Here is a 16,601-nt window from a genome sequence, read left to right as displayed (position 1 = left end):
GATGGAACACCTCGATATCGACGGCGAACTGCGCCGCTGCCGATCCCTGCCACACGGCCGTTCCCGCACCCAGCGCCTGGAAACACTTGCCGCCGCCGCCCGCTCCGGCACCGACCGCGCGCTCGAGGGCAGCGTGCTGCTCGAACTGGCTCGCTCCTACATGTACGCGGGCGAACGCGACCTCTCACCGATGGCGTACGGCCGCCTGCTGAGCATCTACGACGCGCATTCGGCCGAGCTCGGGCATCTGAGCTACTCGGTGCACTGGCAGCTGAAGTGGATGACGTGGGATCTGATCGGCAATCCGGCCGTGCCGCTGCCGACGGTTCATCGCTGGCTCGACGAGATGGACAACCGCTACCGTCAGCGCGCTTACAGCGCCCGTCCCGTGCTGAGCCTGCGCGCCGACCTGGCCAGCGCGATCGGTGACCACGACACTGCGATCGCGCTACGCGACTCCGCACTGGCCGCGCAGCGCGATCAGATGGCCGACTGCGACGCCTGCGAACGCAACGGCTGGGGTGTGATCAGCGCGGCCGCGGGCGACGACGAGGCGGCGCTGGAACAGTGGCGTCCGGTGATCGACGGGGAACGCAGCTGCGCTGAGGAACCGCACCGGACGCTGGCCAAGGCGCTGGTGCCGATGCTGCGGACCGGCCGCACCGCCGCGGCCCGCAGCGCCCACCTGACCGGATATCCGCTGGTCCGGCACAATATCGAGCTGCGCGCGTCGGTGGGCGAGCACATCGAGTTCTGTGCGCTGACCGGAAATGAGGCCCGTGGGCTGGAGATCCTGGCCGAACACAGCGGCTGGATCACCGAACAGGCGGCCGATATCGGCAGCCGGCTGTCGTTCATCACCGGTGTGAGCGTGCTGTTGCGGCGGCTGGTCGCGCTGGGTATGGCGGATCTGCCGGTGGGCGATGCGCCGGCATCGTCGGTGCTGGCCGGCCTGGAGAACGAAATCGACGAGATCGTGCGCCGCTACGACGCCAGAAACGGCACCGGCGAGTACCGCAAGCGGGTGGATGAGCGGCTGACCAGGCAGCCGCTGGCCGAACTGCTGCCGTTGGGACTACGTTCACGCTCACTCACTGGGCACGTGCCGTCCACCGCTGTCGGCCAGAGAGCGGCGCCCGCGGTATCCACCGTCGCTGCCTCGGTATCCACCGTGACCGGCTCGGGAGCTTCCGGCCCGGGACCTGCCGTTGCGGGCTCGGAACTTACCGCCGACTCCGGAGCTGCCGCCGACTCAGAGGCCGCCGCTGGCACAGGGGCTTCCGTTGCTGGCCCGGCGGTCGCGGTGGGCTCGGAGGGTGCCGCCGTGGGTGCGGGGGCTGTCGTTGTCGAGTCGGGGGCTGCCGCTGGCACGGGTGCTTCCGTTGCTGGCCCGGCGGTCGCGGTGGGCTCGGAGGGTGCTGCCGTGGGTGCGGGGGCTGTCGTTGTCGAGTCGGGGGCTGCCGCTGGCACGGGTGCTTCCGTTGCTGGCCCGGCGGTCGCGGTGGGCTCGGAGGGTGCTGCCGCGGGTGCGGGGGCTGTCGTTGTCGAGTCGGGGGCTGCCGCTGGCACGGGTGCTTCCGTTGCCGGCTCGGCGGTCGCGGTGGGCTCGGAGGATGCCGCCGCTGGCTCGATAGCTGCCGTTGTCGACTCGGGGGCTGCCGCTGGCACGGGTGCTTCCGTTGCCGGCTCGGCGGCCGCGGTGGGCTCGGAGGGTACCGCCGCAGGTTCGACTGTCGCCGTGGGCGGGGCTGCCGCGGTGCCGCCGGGTACCGGCACGGCCGTTGGGGGCACGGCCGACCTGTCCCGGACGACGGTATCGGCAAGTGCCGAACCGGCCGACGATGCGGCCGTCGACCGAGCGGCCGAGACCGCCCGGCTGATCGAAGCGGCCACCGCGCGCCTGCACACCGACCCGGCCGCGGCCGAGACCCAGCTCCGACGCGCCTTGGCGCTCGCCTCCGGTGTGCTGCCCCGCGAGGACCTCGCACGGCTGAACTCGCTGCTCGTCTCGGCCCTTGCCGGGCAGCCGGGCCGGGAGGCCGATCTGGCCGACGCGGCCCTGTACGCCTCCGCCCGCTGGTCGGGGTTGTCGGAGGCCGACGCCGCCCACCACAGCTGTGTCGCGGCACGCGCCTTCCATCGCGCAGGCCAGCACGGCCCGGCCGCCGCGCTGTTCGAGCAGGTCGTCGGCGATCCGGACCTCGGGTACCCGGCCTCGGAACTCGCGGTGATCGGGGCGCAGTACGGGGCCTCGCTGTCGGCGCTCGGCAAACCGGCCGAGGCCGCACGCCAGTTCGCATCGGCGGCGCGACTGATCGAGCAGCTACCCGGCCACGACCGGCTTCGTGCCGAACTCGCCGAGGCGGCAGCCGAGGCCCTGTCGCGCGCGGGTCGCAGCGCCGAGGCGCTGGCCGCCTTTCTGCGGGCCGCACAGCTGTGGGGCGATCTGGGCCGGATCGGCGCGCGCGGCGAATGCCTGCGCCGCGTCGCCTGGATGCAGACCTGGGACGCCGACGCCGACTCCGCGTCACCGGCTTGGCTGGCCACCATCGACGGCCTGATCGCGGAACTGAGCGCCGCGCTCGCTCGAGATCCGGCACCCGAGCCCGCCGCTGCACTGGCTGCGGAGCTGGCGATCACCCGCGAGCAGCGGGCGCGGATGCGCGCGGAGATCGACGGTGAGGATGGCGACGACCGATAGTCGCCATCACGCCCACGGTGCGGCGGCACCCACCCGTTAAGCTCGGCACTCATGCACACGACAGGCCGGCCTCGACGCAAGCTCGGGGTGATGGGCGGAACGTTCGATCCCATCCACCACGGCCACCTGGTCGCCGCCAGCGAGGTCGCCAACCGCTTCGACCTCGACGAAGTCGTCTTCGTGCCCACCGGGCAGCCGTGGCAGAAGGCAGGCAAGCAGGTCAGCCCGGCCGAGGATCGCTACCTGATGACCGTCATCGCGACGGCGTCCAACCCGCGCTTTTCGGTCAGCCGGGCCGACATCGACCGCGGCGGGGTCACCTACACCGTCGACACCCTGCGCGACCTGCGTGCCCAGCATCCGGACGCGGAGCTGTACTTCATCACCGGAGCGGACGCGCTGGCCAATATCCTCACGTGGCAGGATTGGGCGGAACTGTTCGAACTGGCGAGGTTCGTCGGGGTGAGCCGTCCGGGTTACGAACTGCACACCGATCATCTGGAGGAGCACCTGCGTGATCTTCCGGCCGATGCGGTGACCATGATCGAGATCCCGGCGTTGGCGATCTCGTCGAGCGAATGCCGTCGCCGTGCCGCCGAGAACCGGCCGGTCTGGTACCTCGTGCCCGACGGTGTCGTGCAGTACATATCGAAGCGGCACCTGTATGTGCCGGCAGGAGCGGAAGGTAGCTGAGCGTGAGCGAGCGCAGCGAGGTGCGGGCATGACGGCCTCTGTCGAAGCGGTGGAGATGGCGCAGGTCGCCGCACGGGCAGCCGATGAGAAGCTGGCTTCCGATGTGGTCGTGCTCGACGTATCCGAGCAGTTGGTGATCACCGACTGCTTCGTGATCGCGTCCGCGCCGAACGAACGTCAGGTCAACGCGATCGTCGACAATGTCGAGGAGAAACTGCGCGCCGCCGGGCACAAGCCGGTCCGTCGCGAGGGCACTCGCGAGGGCCGGTGGGCGTTGCTGGACTACGTCGACGTGGTGGTGCACATCCAGCACAACGACGAGCGCAACTTCTATGCGCTGGAACGCTTGTGGAAGGACTGCCCGGTAGTACCGGTCGACGGCCTCGCCGGCCCGGCCGCCACCGAAGCGGCGACTTCCGAGGACGGCGAGTGACCTCGAAGTACAGCCATGTGCGCAAGCTGATCCTGTTGCGCCACGGGCAGACCGAATGGAATGCCATCGACCGCATGCAGGGCCAGATCGACACCGATCTCACCGAACTCGGCCGCCGCCAGGCCAAAGAGGCCGCCCGAGAGCTGGTGACCCACAACGCGATCGCCATCATCTCCTCCGACCTCAAACGGGCCTACGAGACCGCGGTCGCACTGGCCGACCACACCGGGATCGAAGTGGTTCGCGACCCGCGACTGCGCGAAACCAACCTCGGTGACTGGGAAGGCCTCACCCATATCGAGGTCGACGCGGGATACCCAGGGGCCAGGGTGGCGTGGCGGCTGGACGCCGGTTTCACCCCGCCCAACGGCGAGAGCAAGCTCGAGGTCGGCGCGCGAGCGCTGCCGGTGGTACAGGAACTGTTCGCCGAACGGCAGGATTGGCCCGGCGGGACTATCATCCTGGTGGCGCACGGCGGGCTGATCGCCGCCCTCACGGCCGCGCTGCTCGACCTGCCACCTCGCAGCTGGCCCGCCCTCGGTGGTTTGGCCAACACCAGCTGGGTGCAGTTGAGCAGCCACGGCCCGAGCATCGACCAGCCCGGCTGGCGCCTCGATGTGTGGAACGCAGCGGCGAAGGTAGCACCCGATGTCCTCTGAAGAGCCCCTCCGGCAGGTGCCGGACGAACTGTTCCGGAAGGTGTCCGCCCGACCGGAACGCGCCCTCCCTGATGCCCTGTTCGGCCCGCCACCGACCCCGCGCACGCCGGAAACCGTTCCGGCCGGCGACCGGCCCGGCGCGACCGATGACGTCGTGCCCGAACCGCCCACCGAACCTCCGGATGCTGCTGACGACAGCGTGAAAGCCGCAGCCTCGGAGGGTGTTCCGGAGCAAGCTGCGCTCGCGGCCGCCGGACCCGCGGAGGGGATCGCTGAAACGTCGGCTGTGCCGGCCAGCTCTTCGGACGAGTCGACGGAGTCTTCGGCTGTTCCGGTCGAGGCTGTTGGCACGTCGGGTGCGGTCGAGCCCGCGGCAACCGTGGGATCGGCGGTCGAGTCCGCGGCTGCGGCGGATGAAGCTTCGGCTGAACCGAAAGGTGCCCCGGTCGAGTCGGTCGAACTGCCCGATGACGCGGGCCGAGCACACTCGGCACCGAACGAATCCGGGATGACCGCAACGAGTTCGGCTGTCGCGGAAACCGATCGGAGCGCATCCGTTGAATCCGGCGAGCTCGGCTCGGCGCTGGAATCGGTCGCTTCTGGGGTAGAACCCGCGGACGGTGGGGATCGCGCTGCCGCCGAGCCCGGAATCCCCGCCGGGACCCCGGTCGCGGCCGTGTCGAAGGAAGTCGCTCCACCTGCCCCGGAGCAGCGGCCGGTCCTGCTGGTGATCGCGGACTCGCTGGCCTACTTCGGGCCCGAAGGCGGCCTGCCCGCCGACCATCCCCGCATCTGGCCGAACCTCGTCGGCGCGGAATTGGATTGGGATGTGGAGCTGGTTGCCCGGATCGGCTGGACCTGCCGTGACGGTTACTGGGCGCTGATCGGTGATCCGCGCGTTTGGGCCGCGGTTCCGCGTGCGGGCGCGGTGGTGTTCGCCGTTGGCGGCATGGACAGTTTGCCCTCGCCGTTGCCGACCGCGCTGCGCGAGCTGATCCGCTACGTGCGTCCGCCCGCCGTACGGCGCGGAGTACGGGCCACCTATCAGTGGCTGCAGCCGAAACTGTCGAAACTCGGTCGGCCCGTGGCGCTTCCGCCGAAGGTCAGCGTCGGCTACCTCGAGCAATCGCGTGAGGCGCTGGCGCAGCTGCGTCCGGATCTGCCCGTGGTGGCGGTGCTGCCCTCGGTGCACAACTGTGCCGCCTACGGACGGGTCCACCGTGGCCGTGAGCGTGCCGTGCGAGCGCTGCGCGCCTGGTCGGAACGGACCTCGGTGCCACTGGTCGACCTCGGTGAAGCGGTGCGCGAGAACATCTTCTCCGATGCCGCCAACCCGGACGGCATCCACTGGGGCTGGGATGGGCACACCGCCGTCGCGAACGCGATGGTGAAGATCTTGCAGGAGGTTCGGTAGTCCGTGTCCGTCGTGGTCGTCACCGATTCGTCGGCGAGTCTGCCCGCTGATCTCGTCGGCGAACTGGGCATCGGTGTTGTGCCGCTGCATGTCCTGATCGGTGACCGGGCAGTGCGCGAGGGCGTCGACGACCTCGACATCGACTACACCAGCGACACCGTGACCACCTCGGCGCCGTCGCCGGGTGAGCTGCGTGCCGTCTACGAATCGGCGCTCGACCGCAGTGACGGCGACGGCGTGGTGGCCGTACACCTGTCGCGTCAGCTCTCGGGTACCTGGGAGGCGGGCAGACAGGCCGTGCGCGATATGGGCGCCGATGACACGGTGCGCCTGGTCGATTCGCTCGGTGCCGGATTGGCGACCGGTTTGCCGGTGTTGGCGGCGGCGCGGCGCGCGTGTGCCGGTGCGGCGCTGGATGTGGTCTATGAGGCGGCCGTCGCCGCAGCGGCCAGAGCCAGAACGTTCATCCTGGTCAACCGCACCGAACAGTTGCGCCGCGGTGGCCGGCTCAGCTCCGCCGCCTCGTTCTTCGGCAGCGAGCTGGTCACCAAACCGCTGCTGCAGATCGTCGGTGGCAGGCTGGAGCTGCGGGAGAAAGTGCGTACTCGCTCCAAGGCCTACGCGAAGCTGGTCGCCGCCGCGGTGGACGCCGCTGGCGAAGACGGTGCGGCGGTGGCGGTGCAGCATTTGGGCGCTCCCGATGCCGCCGACAGCCTCGCCGCCCAACTGCGGGAACGAGTCCCGGGGGTGGACGAGGTCATCACCGCCGAGTTCGGTCCGGCGCTGGCCGTCCATCTCGGCGTCGGGGCGGTGGGTGTGCTGGTCTTGCCCGGTGGCTGCTGACACCGTCGAATAGTCGCATCCGGCCATCGGTCCGAGACCTGGTTCGGGCTCGCCACCGCGGCGTGTCCGCGTGAGTTGTCCACAGGCCCGCAGTTATCCACAGGTTTGTCGAAGTCCCTGGTCGGCGTCGGCGGCGAGACGGCCGGCGGCCCTAGCGTTGCCGCCATGTCACGACACGAGGAGCGCGAACGGATCCGGGAACGACTCGGCGTGCTGACCGCACGGGTCGGCGCGACGCGGGCAGTCGCCGGGTCGGCCACAACGAAGAGACCGGGGATCGTCGCGCGATCGGCCGCGACATCCCGGCCGGGAACGGAGGGGAATCCCGGGCGGGCCGAACAATTGCCGATCCGGCAGCCGCAAGACGCAGCGGAGCTGACCGGGCGGCCACCTTCGGTCGGTCGAGGTCCGGAAGACGCAGGGGGCCTTCCGGACTCGAACACAGCACGTGAATCCGGGCGATGGCATCTGACGGAGTTGCCGCCCGATGACCCACCGCGACGTCTCGATCAGCCCGACGACGCCGGTGAGGTTGGTGCTCCCGGCTGGTTGGACGAACCGGACCGTGCCGGGAGTCGATGGCGAGACCGGCTGGTGCCGCCACGTTTTCGTCGGGCGCGGATGGACCCCGGTCGGCGCGGTGTGATGACGATGGCCGGAGTCGGTCTGGTCGCCGTCTTGGTCGCGGTCGGTGTGGTGCTGTGGGAACGTCCCACCGCACAACAGGTTCCGCCGGTGGCGGCGGTCTACACCGCGGCTCCGGCGCAGCACACTCCTCCCGCCGTGGTCGGCCCGGCTGCTACACCCGGCGGTGCCGTCCCCGCACCCGACAGTACCGGCGCCGAGCTGGTGGTGAGCGTGGTCGGCTTGGTGCACGAATCCGGACTGGTGCGCCTGCCACCCGGATCCAGGGTTGCCGACGCGGTGGCCGCGGCCGGCGGTGCTCGTGACGGCGCCGATCTGACCGGTATCAATCTCGCTCAACGGCTCTCCGATGGCGACCAGGTGATCGTCGGCACGGCAGGCGGCGAACCCGGCGTACCCCGGCTCGGTAGCACCACCATCGGTGCGTCCGGACGACCCTCCGGCACGGCTGGACCTACCGCACCGGGATCGAGCGCCGAGCCGGGGACTCGGGTGAACCTGAACTCCGCCACCGAATCCGACCTGGATGCGCTTCCGGGAATCGGGCCGGTCACCGCTCGGGCCATCATTGCCTGGCGCACCACCAACGGCCGATTCACCGACGTCGAACAACTCGGTGATGTGGAGGGCATCGGCCCCGCCCGCCTCGCGCGGCTGCGGGACCTGGTGACGGTATGAGCCGAGAATCGGCTGCCGCCACCGAGCCCGGCATCGGGCGCGCGGAGAGCGAGGACGGTGCGCCGGACGCCCGGCTCGATGGGCGGCTGCTGCCTGCGGCGGTGTGCTGCTGGGTGGCGACCGTGCTGGTGCTCGGTGCCGGGTGGCGGGTCGGGGTGATGATCGCCGGGGGCGCGACGGTGGCGGCGATCGGGTTGTGGATGGCACTGATGTGGGCGGTGGCGCATCGGCGGGAACGGTGGCGGGCCGTCGCGGTGGTCGCGTTGGGCGCGATCGTGTTGGGTACCGGTTTCGCCGTGGCGGGGGCCTGGCGAGAACATCGGGTGCAGACCCATCCGCTGCGGGCGGTCCCGGCGGGGATGTCCGTGCGGGTGGTGGTGACACCGGTCGATGATCCGAAACCGGTGCGCGGTGCGGCGTTCGGCGGCGAACGGACCTGGCTGGTGCGGGCGGGCCTGCGGGAGTATCAGCACGGTTCGACCATCGTGCGGAGCGGGGGAGCGGTCGTCATTCTGGCCACGGGCTCGGCATGGGCGACGCTGCCGCCCGGGCAGCCCGTCGAGTTTCGCGCTCGTGTGGCACCGCCGCGCCTGCGCGATCTCACCGTGGCGACCTTGCGGCCCCTCGGTGCCCCGGCGCCCGCGGGGCCCCTGCCGTGGTGGCAGCGGCTCGCGGGTTCGGTGCGCGCGGACCTGGTCACCGCTTCAGCCGCGGCGCTACCGGATGCGGCCGCCGGATCGCTGCCGGCGCTCGTCGTGGGGGACACCTCGGCGCTGTCCGACGATGTTCGCCGCGACTTCGAAACAGCCGGACTTACTCACTTGACTGTCGTCAGCGGGGCGAATTTCACGATTCTGCTCACCGTCGCACTGTTTCTCACCCGATTGCTCACTCTCGGTCCGCGAATGACCGCGGGGGTCGCGGCCGGGGCGCTGGTGATGTTCGTCGTCATCGCCAGGCCGGATCCGAGTGTGCTACGGGCGGCGGCGATGGGGGCGGTGACGTTGCTGGCGCTGCTGACCGGCCGCCGTCGGCAAGCTCTGCCCGCCCTGTGTGCCGCGGTGATCGGGCTGCTCGCGCTGTGGCCCGAGCTGGCGATGTCGGCGGGCTTCGCCCTCTCGGTACTGGCGACCGGCGCGTTGATCCTGCTGGCGCCCAGTTGGACGGACTGGCTACGGGCGAAGGGGATGTGGCGATTGCCTGCGGAGGTCCTCGCGGTCTCGGCGGCGGCGTTCGTTGTGACCACGCCGATCGTGGTGGCCTTGACAGGCAAGATCAGCCTGGTGGCCGTTGTCGCGAATGTTCTTGTCGCGCCGGTCATCGCGCCGATCACCGTGGTCGGCGCCGCCGGTGCGGTATCGGCGACGGTGTGGATGCCATTGGCGGAGCTCGTGTTACGTTGCGCGACGCCGCCGATGTGGTGGTTGCTGTCGGTGGCCGAGTACTTCGCCGCCATGCCCGGCGCGATGGTGGCGGTGCCCGGCGGTTCGAGCGGTGGGCTGATCGTCTGTGCGGTGGTCGCAGCGGGGATCTGGCTATTGCGCTCGGCCCTCGTGCGCCGACTGGCGGCGGCCGTGCTGATCGCCGCGGCGGCCGTGCTGATTCCGGTCCGGCTGTGGTTCTCCGGCTGGCCGCCCGACGGCTGGGCCCTCGCCGCCTGTGATGTCGGGCAGGGAGACGGCTTGGCGCTGGCCGCCGGCGCCGGGAGTGCCGTCGTCATCGATGTCGGTCCCGATTCCCGCGCCATGCGGGCGTGTCTGGACCGCCTCGACATCACCCGCATACCGTTGTTGATCCTCAGCCACCCGCACGCCGACCACATCGCCGGACTCGATGGAGCATTGCACGGGCGCGACGTCGGTGCGGTTGCCGTCGGCCCCGGCGAATTGCCCACGCACCGCAGCGATCCGGCATCCGGCCGGGCAAGCCGGGTTCCTGGTGATCAACACCGGCCGGCGCCCACGCGATGCGGCCCGACGCCCGGCACTACGGCCCATTTCGGCGCTGCCGACGCGCAGCCATCGGGCGCTATCGGAGACATGTCGGCGCCGTCGCCGGGTCCCGGCATCGGGGTGGCATTCGGCCGGCCCGCTGGTTTTCGCAGTCTCACTGGTGGGGACGATCTGGGGCGAAGCGGGTTCGACGGGGCCGACGCGGATCGTGGAGCGCGCGACGACGGGGTCGATGATCGCGATGACGGTGCCCTGGCCGAGGGCCACGGAAGTCACCGTGACCGCAGCAGAGCTGGTCCGGCCGAGGTCGCGCAAACTCTTCACGACACCGGCATCCCGGTGGTGGAGCTCGTCGCGGGCTGTCGGCTGACCGTCGGCGACCTCGTGCTCGACGTGCTCGCACCAGCCGCGCCGCGCTCACCCCGCGGAGCTCCGCTCGATCTCGATACCGCCAACGACCGCTCGATCGTGCTCGCCGCACACACAGCGGTCGGCAGCATCCTGTTCACCGGCGATATCGAAGCCGCGACTCAGCGGTCGCTGCTGGCCTCCCGCGCGCCGATCCACGCCGACATCCTCAAAGTCCCGCACCACGGCTCCCGCACCACCACGCCCGAATTCCTGCGCGCGGTACACCCACGCCTGGCCATCATCAGCGCGGGCGCCACCAACACCTTCGGCCACCCGCACCCGGGCATCCTGTCCGACCTGGAATCCATGGGAACCGTCATCGCCCGCACCGACCGTGACGGCAGCATCACCCTCCGCGCCGTTGACGGCAACCTGGAAATCCGCACCACCGGTGCCACGCCCACGCACAGATCGCGCAGACCGCCGCAGCGTCGGCGGGGAGTGCGGCGCGGGCTCGATCCGGGAGGAGGGAGCAGCCCTCGGCGAGCCGGGGTGCCCACCGCCGGCCGAACCCTGTCGGGCCTCGACCGTAGGATCGGGGGCGTGAGCGAACGGCCTGCGGCGGTCCACCTGGTGCTCGGGGACGAGGAGTTGTTGATCGAGCGTGCCATCGCGAGCGTGGTCGCGCAGGTCAGGGCGGGGGCGCCGGATCCGGAGGGCGTGCCGGTGGACCGGCTGCGGGCAGGGGAGGCGAGTACCGCCGAGTTGGCCGAGCTGCTGAGTCCGTCCCTGTTCGCCGAGGATCGAGTGATCATCCTGGAGTCCGCCGCCGAGGCAGGTAAGGATGCGGTCGCGGTGATCACCGAGGCGGCGGCCGAACCACCCGACGGCGTGGTGCTCATGGTGGTGCACTCCGGCGGTGGCCGCGCCAAGGCGCTCGCGCCCGCGCTGCAGAAGGCGGGGGCGGTGGTGCACAACTGCGCCAAACTCACCAAGGCCTCCGAGCGCGCCGAGTTCGTCCGCGCCGAGTTCCGGGCCGCGGGTGCACGAGTCTCGGGTGAGGTCGTGCAGGCCGTGATCGAAGCCGTGGGTTCGGACCTGCGCGAGCTGGCCGCCGCCAGCTCCCAGCTGGCCGCCGACACCGGCGGAAAGATCGACGTCGCGGCGGTGCGCCGCTACTACTCCGGCAAGGCCGAGGTGACCGGATTCGACGTCGCCGAGCTGGCAGTCACCGGTGACCGTCCCGGCGCCATGGAGGCCCTGCGGTGGGCCAACGACCGCGGCGTGCCGCACGTCCTGCTGGCGGACGCGCTGGCCGATTCGGTGCACACCATCGCCAAGGTCGGCTCGGCGGGCCGCGGCGATCCGTTCAAACTGGCCGGTCCGCTCGGTATGCCGCCGTGGAAGGTGAAGAAGGCCCAGGCCCAATCACGTGGCTGGACCCCCGCCACCATCGGCTCCGCCCTGCAAGTCGTCGCGACGCTGAACGCGGACGTGAAGGGCGGTGCGGCCGATTCGGCCTTCGCGCTCGAGCATGCGCTGATGCAGATTCTCGACCTGCACGGCCGCTGATCATCATCCGAAGGACCCGCTCGCCGAGCCGATGGCCGTCACCTCATCGGCGTCGATCCCCTGCCCGCCCGCGCCACCGAATGCGCCGGCGGCAGCCGGAACCGCCCGCGCACCAAGGCTTTACGCCGCCCGCACCACCAGCGTCGTGATCCGTCGCACGATCGGCAGCACCAGCAGCAGCGTCGGATAAGCGATCGGCCAGGACACCGCCCACGACCGCAGCCACAGCCCGACGTCGAGGCCGTCACTCATCAGGGTGCTGATCAACGAGACGATGCAGGTCATCAATAGCGACAACAGCAGAGGCAACACGAAGGACGCGGCGCGGGCGGGCAGTTTGCAACGCTCGACGCTGACGCGAGGCGTGGGATTCGCGGAATTCATCGGTACTCCATAAACATTCGCGGGCAACGACCACGCCGGATGGCGAGGCCGGTGCGTTGATTCACGTGAACGCTTACGGCGAACGGATGTCGCGGGCCGAGCCTAACCAGACCCAGCGCCGCGACGCAACCGCGTACCTCAGGCGGCGCCCTCGATCTTCAGGTCGCCGAAGGTGACCTCGCGGGTCATGGGGCGGGCCAGAAAGTCGTGCGGGAAGCCGAGTTCGATGGCGCTCGCCTGTTCCAGCCGGGCCAGCTGCGCGGCGTCGAACTCGATGTCCAGCGCGCCCAGATTGTCCTCCAGCTGCGCGGCGGTACGGGCCCCGACGATGGGCGAGGCCACGCCCGGATTCCGCAGCGTCCACGCGATGGCCACCTGCGCAGGCGACCGGCCGAGCTCATCGGCTACCGCGCCCACCACGTCGGCGATCGCCAGCCCACGCTCGGTCAGCGCACCGCTGGCCACGGCGACGTTCTTCCGCGTGCCGCTCGGCGAGGCCGAGGCCGCGTCGGCCAGATCGGCGCGCGAGTATTTGCCGGTGAGGACTCCGCTGCCGAGCGGCGACCACGGAATGACGCCGAGCCCCAGTTCGCGGGCCATCGGAATCAGGTCGCGCTCCACGGTGCGCTCAATGAGGCTGTACTCGATCTGCAACGCGATCAGCGGCGACCAACCGCGCAGGTCGGCCATGGTCTGCATGCGCGAAACCTGCCAGGCCGGAGCGTCGGAGATGCCGACGTAGAGCACCTTGCCCGCCCGCACCAGATCATCCATGGCGCGCAAGATTTCCTCCACCGGGGTGAGGAAATCCCAGGCGTGCAGGTAGAGCAGGTCGATGTAGTCGGTGTTCAAACGCCGCAGGCTGGCTTCGACCGAGGCGAACATGCTCTTGCGATGGTTGCCGCCGGAGTTCGGATCGCCTGCGCGGCGCAGCATCGTGTACTTCGTTGCCAGCACCAGCGGTTCACGGTTGGCGGCGGTGAATTCACCGAGCAGCTGTTCGGAGCTGCCGTCGGTGTACTGGCTGGCGGTGTCGATGAAGTTGCCGCCGCGGTCGGTATAGGTGTCGAAGATCTTGCGCGCTTCGTCCTTGTCGGCGCCCCAGCCCCAGTCCGCGCCGAAGGTCATGGTGCCCAGCGACAGTGGCGAGACCCGCAGGCCCGAACGGCCGAGGGTCCGGTAGGTGTCGAGGGTTGTGCTCATGGAAACTCCTGTCGTCGTGCGTCGACAGCAAGTCTGTGGCGCTGGCGCCTGGTTGGTAAGGGAAGGTTCTTCCTGGGAAAACCGGTCCCACCCTGGCCGCGCCGTAAGATCGGTGCCGATGACCGGGACGATCGACGCGACGCGGGAACTGGGCGCCTTCCTCCGCGCCCGCCGGGAACGGCTGCGACCCGCCGACCTGGGGTTGGCCATCCGCAAACAGTCGCGCCGCACGCCCGGGCTGCGCCGCGAGGAAGTCGCGGAACTGGCCGGGGTGAGCACCGACTACATCGTTCGGCTCGAACAGGGCCGCGGACTGCGGCCGTCAGTGGAGGTGCTGGAGGCGCTGGCGCGGGCGCTGCGATTGACTCTCGACGAGACGGCCTACCTCTTCGATCTGGCGCAGCAGCGGCTGCCCTACTGCGACACGGCGAGCACCGTCCCGTCCGCGACGCTGGTCATGCTGGTCGAGGACTTGGCGCCACTGCCGGCGATGCTGGTCGATCACCGCTACGACATCCTGGCCTGGAACCGGGAGATGTCGCGGCTGCTGCTCGATATCGATGGGCTGCCGCCGACGCACCGCAACACCATGTGGTTGTGCCTGATGCATCCCGGTATGCGCGATTTCTACCTCGATCGAGAGCAGATCATCCGGGAGGGCGTCGCCGATCTGCGGGCGGCGTGGGCGGCGCATCCCGATGATCGGGCCCTGGCCGATATGGTGGCCGACTTCAGCGCGCGCAGCCCCGAGTTCGCCATGGCCTGGGCCGAACACGACGTGCGGGTGCGCGGTCGCGGTCGTAAGCGGATGAAGCACCCGGTGGCCGGCCTGGTGACGGTTGATTTCGAGGTGCTGATGCCGTTACAGGAGACCGATCAGCGGTTGATCATCTACCGTGCCGCCGACGCCGCGTCCCAGCAGGCTCTCGACCGCCTCGCCGCCCGCGACCGCACGCCAACGGGCTCCGGGCGTACCGCACCGACGGACGCACCGCCGGACCGGGCGCACAGCGTGAACGGAGGCGGCCCCGGAAAGAGCCGCGCCGCCGTCGGCGCAGCCGCTGATGGATCCAGCTCCTGAAGTGGACGCAGGTGTCTCGAGCGCGGCGGTCCAACCGGTGCTCCGGGTGGTTGGCCGGCGTTCTCGGCGGCGCTGATGATCGGCCCGCTGCGCGAGGCAGCGGGCCGGGGGATGGTCTGGCGGGTTCGCGCTAGTCGACGGCGGTGAGCTCGGCCGGTTCTTCGTCGTCGGATTCCTCGTAGCGGCCGTCCCACTCCTCGTAGGCGGGCGCTTCCTCCTCGCGGGTGACGATCCATTCCATCGAGTAGGTGTCGTCACCGAGCGGGACGGCCACGTTCTCGATCTTCACCCCGATATTGAGCACCTCGGCGGCGCGGATCACCTCCGGGAGATCCTCGGCACGCACCACGGTCTGATTCGCATACAGGGTCACCATGGGGCGAATCGTACGGCAGCCGGCCGACAGCAGCGCGACCGCTGGGGGCGCGCCGGGCAGACAGCGAAAGCCGCCGCGGTCGTCGTGGCCGCGGCGGCTGGAGCGTCGAGACGGTACCGAGCGGTACCGGGTGGATCAGAGCTTGTTGAAGGCCAGCGAGAGGGCCGACTTCTTGTTGGCGGCCTGGTTGGCGTGGATGACGCCCTTCGAGGCGGCCTTGTCGAGCTTGCGGCTCACGAAGCGCAGACGCTCGGCGGCGGCATCCTTGTCGCCGGCGGCAGCGGCTTCGCGGAAGCTACGGATGGCGGTGCGCAGCGCGGACTTCACCGACTGGTTGCGCTGACGCGCTTCCTCGTTGGTCCGGATCCGCTTCATCTGGGACTTGATGTTGGCCACGCCTGTATCCTCTGGTTTCCTTGTCGCTGATGGATGTCTCTGAAGTCTGGTAGCGCGCATCGCGCCCTGCGATTACGCCGGGCATCGGTAACGCTGCGCCGAAGATCGAGGGTACCAGCACGCTCGCGGCACACGAAATCGGTCCCCGAGCCGAGGCCGGGTACGCGGGCGCGGGCAACGCGGTTCGCGGGTACCGGCAACGCGGCGGGCGCGGGCTCAGCGCGGCCGACCCGCATCGACACCGCACCGAACCATCCGCGAAATCATTGTGCAGGTCGATTACCTCGCGTAACGTTCCGTTTCACTTCGGCCGTACCAGTTTTTCCAGCAGGACCCAGGACTACCCGGTGTGTTCTCCGCCGTGGCGGGGACGATCCTCTCGGAAGGCGGATGCCATGTCACCTACTGCGCAGGAAGTCGTCGAGGAAGCCGCCGAGCTGAAGCCGATACCCGAGCCCAAGAAATGGGCCGCGGAGGCGCTCGGCACCTTCATTCTGGTCATGGGCGGTGTCGGTACCGCGGTTCTGGCCGGCGATAAAGTCGGTGCGCTCGGGGTGGCGCTGGCCTTCGGTCTCACCCTGATGTTCCTCGTCTACGCCATCGGCCCGATCTCCGGGTGCCACGTGAACCCGGCGGTGACGATCGGTCAGCTGCTGATGGGCCGGTTGTCCACGGTGAGCGCGGTCGGCTACGTCATCGCCCAGCTGATCGGCGCGTTCCTGTCCGGCCTTGTGCTGTTCGCCATCGCGAAGAATCTGCCGTCCTACGACCGCTCGGTCGACGGGCTCGGTGCCAACGGCTGGGGTGAGCACAGTCCGTCCGCGCAGACCGGCCCGCTCGGGCAGGTGGTGATCCAGGACGGTTACGGCATGGCGGCCATGATCATCGTCGAGGTGATGTTGACGGCGCTGCTGGTGTTCGTGGTGCTGGCCTCCACCGACCAGATCTCCGACGTCCCGCTGGCCGGATTGTCGATCGGTGTGACGCTGGCGGTCATCCATCTGATCTCCATCCCGGTCGACAACACCTCCGTCAATCCGGCCCGCAGCCTCGGTGTCGCGCCCTATCAGGATGGCGCGATGGCCCAGTCCTGGGCCTTCGTGGTCTTCCCGCTGATCGGCGGCTGCCTCGGCGCCCTGATCTACGGCATGCTGTTCGGCCGGTCCCGCGAGATGATCAGCTGATCCCCGCAATCGGCAGCCCCCGCGACCGGATCGGCG

14 protein-coding genes and 1 pseudogene are annotated in these 16,601 nt (G+C 69.9%); 11 read left to right on the top strand and 4 right to left on the bottom strand.

The genetic code is table 11. The features are described 5' to 3' along the window. Position 1: 1 nt before the first annotated feature. The 9 genes and pseudogenes from AC5W7N_RS19830 to holA all read left to right on the top strand — a co-directional run bounded on the left by AC5W7N_RS19830 (position 2) and on the right by holA (position 11,941). The gene (locus tag AC5W7N_RS19830) at positions 2-2,701 is read left to right on the top strand and encodes a hypothetical protein (RefSeq protein ID WP_495921963.1); all 2,700 of its coding nucleotides are present in this window, start codon (positions 2-4) and stop codon (positions 2,699-2,701) included. Positions 2,702-2,791: 90 nt separating this feature from the next. Beyond that, positions 2,792-3,394: a nicotinate-nucleotide adenylyltransferase gene (nadD, locus tag AC5W7N_RS19825; protein ID WP_036534668.1), complete on the top strand. Its 603-nt coding sequence runs from the start codon at positions 2,792-2,794 to the stop codon at positions 3,392-3,394. Positions 3,395-3,422: 28 nt separating this feature from the next. Continuing rightward, a complete protein-coding gene (rsfS, locus tag AC5W7N_RS19820; RefSeq protein WP_036534670.1) occupies positions 3,423-3,827 on the top strand; it encodes a ribosome silencing factor in 405 nt (134 codons plus the stop codon). Continuing rightward, complete coding sequence (locus AC5W7N_RS19815; protein ID WP_163814105.1) at positions 3,824-4,486, top strand: histidine phosphatase family protein; 663 nt, start codon at positions 3,824-3,826, stop codon at positions 4,484-4,486. The genes rsfS and AC5W7N_RS19815 overlap by 4 nt, the downstream gene beginning before the upstream one ends. Before the next feature lie 676 nt (positions 4,487-5,162). After that, positions 5,163-5,900 carry a diglucosylglycerate octanoyltransferase gene (gene octT / locus AC5W7N_RS19810; RefSeq protein WP_194989881.1) on the top strand — a complete coding sequence of 246 codons (738 nt, stop codon included), beginning with the start codon at positions 5,163-5,165 and terminating at the stop codon, positions 5,898-5,900. A gap of 3 nt (positions 5,901-5,903) precedes the next feature. Continuing rightward, positions 5,904-6,743: a DegV family protein gene (locus tag AC5W7N_RS19805; RefSeq protein ID WP_163814103.1), complete on the top strand. Its 840-nt coding sequence runs from the start codon at positions 5,904-5,906 to the stop codon at positions 6,741-6,743. Positions 6,744-7,394: 651 nt separating this feature from the next. Next, positions 7,395-8,066, top strand: coding sequence for a ComEA family DNA-binding protein (locus AC5W7N_RS19800; RefSeq protein ID WP_324191401.1), 672 nt, complete (start codon positions 7,395-7,397; stop codon positions 8,064-8,066). After that, positions 8,063-9,940 (top strand): annotated as a pseudogene (locus tag AC5W7N_RS19795) (ComEC/Rec2 family competence protein); the annotation flags it as partial. The gene AC5W7N_RS19800 and the pseudogene AC5W7N_RS19795, both read left to right, overlap by 4 nt. Before the next feature lie 1,032 nt (positions 9,941-10,972). After that, on the top strand, positions 10,973-11,941 hold the full coding sequence (holA, locus tag AC5W7N_RS19790) for a DNA polymerase III subunit delta (protein ID WP_280499110.1): 969 nt from the start codon (positions 10,973-10,975) through the stop codon (positions 11,939-11,941). 120 nt (positions 11,942-12,061) lie between these two features. Here holA and AC5W7N_RS19785 read toward each other — a convergent pair whose 3' ends face one another. Both AC5W7N_RS19785 and AC5W7N_RS19780 read right to left on the bottom strand, forming a co-directional pair. Beyond that, complete coding sequence (locus tag AC5W7N_RS19785; protein ID WP_163814102.1) at positions 12,062-12,325, bottom strand: DUF2798 domain-containing protein; 264 nt, start codon at positions 12,323-12,325, stop codon at positions 12,062-12,064. Between the two features lie 138 nt (positions 12,326-12,463). Beyond that, positions 12,464-13,528, bottom strand: coding sequence for an aldo/keto reductase (locus tag AC5W7N_RS19780; RefSeq protein WP_194989908.1), 1,065 nt, complete (start codon positions 13,526-13,528; stop codon positions 12,464-12,466). A gap of 118 nt (positions 13,529-13,646) precedes the next feature. Between AC5W7N_RS19780 and AC5W7N_RS19775 the strand changes: the two genes are divergently transcribed. Continuing rightward, positions 13,647-14,609 (top strand): helix-turn-helix domain-containing protein, encoded by a 963-nt coding sequence (locus AC5W7N_RS19775; protein WP_194989909.1) that lies wholly within the window; start codon positions 13,647-13,649, stop codon positions 14,607-14,609. 130 nt (positions 14,610-14,739) lie between these two features. Here the strand turns inward: AC5W7N_RS19775 and AC5W7N_RS19770 are convergent, their stop codons facing one another. Then, a complete protein-coding gene (locus tag AC5W7N_RS19770) occupies positions 14,740-14,985 on the bottom strand; it encodes a hypothetical protein (protein WP_163814100.1) in 246 nt (81 codons plus the stop codon). 135 nt (positions 14,986-15,120) lie between these two features. After that, on the bottom strand, positions 15,121-15,381 hold the full coding sequence (gene rpsT / locus AC5W7N_RS19765) for a 30S ribosomal protein S20 (protein ID WP_014349721.1): 261 nt from the start codon (positions 15,379-15,381) through the stop codon (positions 15,121-15,123). 395 nt (positions 15,382-15,776) lie between these two features. Here rpsT and AC5W7N_RS19760 point away from each other — a divergent pair, with 395 nt between their 5' ends. Then, the gene (locus AC5W7N_RS19760) at positions 15,777-16,565 is read left to right on the top strand and encodes an aquaporin (RefSeq protein ID WP_163814099.1); all 789 of its coding nucleotides are present in this window, start codon (positions 15,777-15,779) and stop codon (positions 16,563-16,565) included. Positions 16,566-16,601 lie beyond the last annotated feature (36 nt).

The sequence above is a fragment of the Nocardia sp. CDC519 genome, assembly GCF_059509835.1.
Note: the sequence above shows the minus strand (reverse complement) of the source record. Positions and strands in the feature narration are given on the sequence as shown.

Excerpts from the sequence above, each read along its gene's own strand:
- AC5W7N_RS19830 (WP_495921963.1), top strand. The coding sequence starts at position 2 with ATGGAACACCTCGATATCGACGGCGAACTGCGCCGCTGCCGATCCCTG.
- nadD (WP_036534668.1), top strand. The coding sequence starts at position 2,792 with ATGGGCGGAACGTTCGATCCCATCCACCACGGCCACCTGGTCGCCGCC.
- rsfS (WP_036534670.1), top strand. The coding sequence starts at position 3,423 with ATGACGGCCTCTGTCGAAGCGGTGGAGATGGCGCAGGTCGCCGCACGG.
- AC5W7N_RS19800 (WP_324191401.1), top strand. The coding sequence starts at position 7,395 with ATGGCCGGAGTCGGTCTGGTCGCCGTCTTGGTCGCGGTCGGTGTGGTG.
- AC5W7N_RS19785 (WP_163814102.1), bottom strand. The coding sequence starts at position 12,325 with ATGAATTCCGCGAATCCCACGCCTCGCGTCAGCGTCGAGCGTTGCAAA.
- AC5W7N_RS19780 (WP_194989908.1), bottom strand. The coding sequence starts at position 13,528 with ATGAGCACAACCCTCGACACCTACCGGACCCTCGGCCGTTCGGGCCTG.
- AC5W7N_RS19775 (WP_194989909.1), top strand. The coding sequence starts at position 13,647 with ATGACCGGGACGATCGACGCGACGCGGGAACTGGGCGCCTTCCTCCGC.
- AC5W7N_RS19770 (WP_163814100.1), bottom strand. The coding sequence starts at position 14,985 with ATGGTGACCCTGTATGCGAATCAGACCGTGGTGCGTGCCGAGGATCTC.
- AC5W7N_RS19760 (WP_163814099.1), top strand. The coding sequence starts at position 15,777 with ATGTCACCTACTGCGCAGGAAGTCGTCGAGGAAGCCGCCGAGCTGAAG.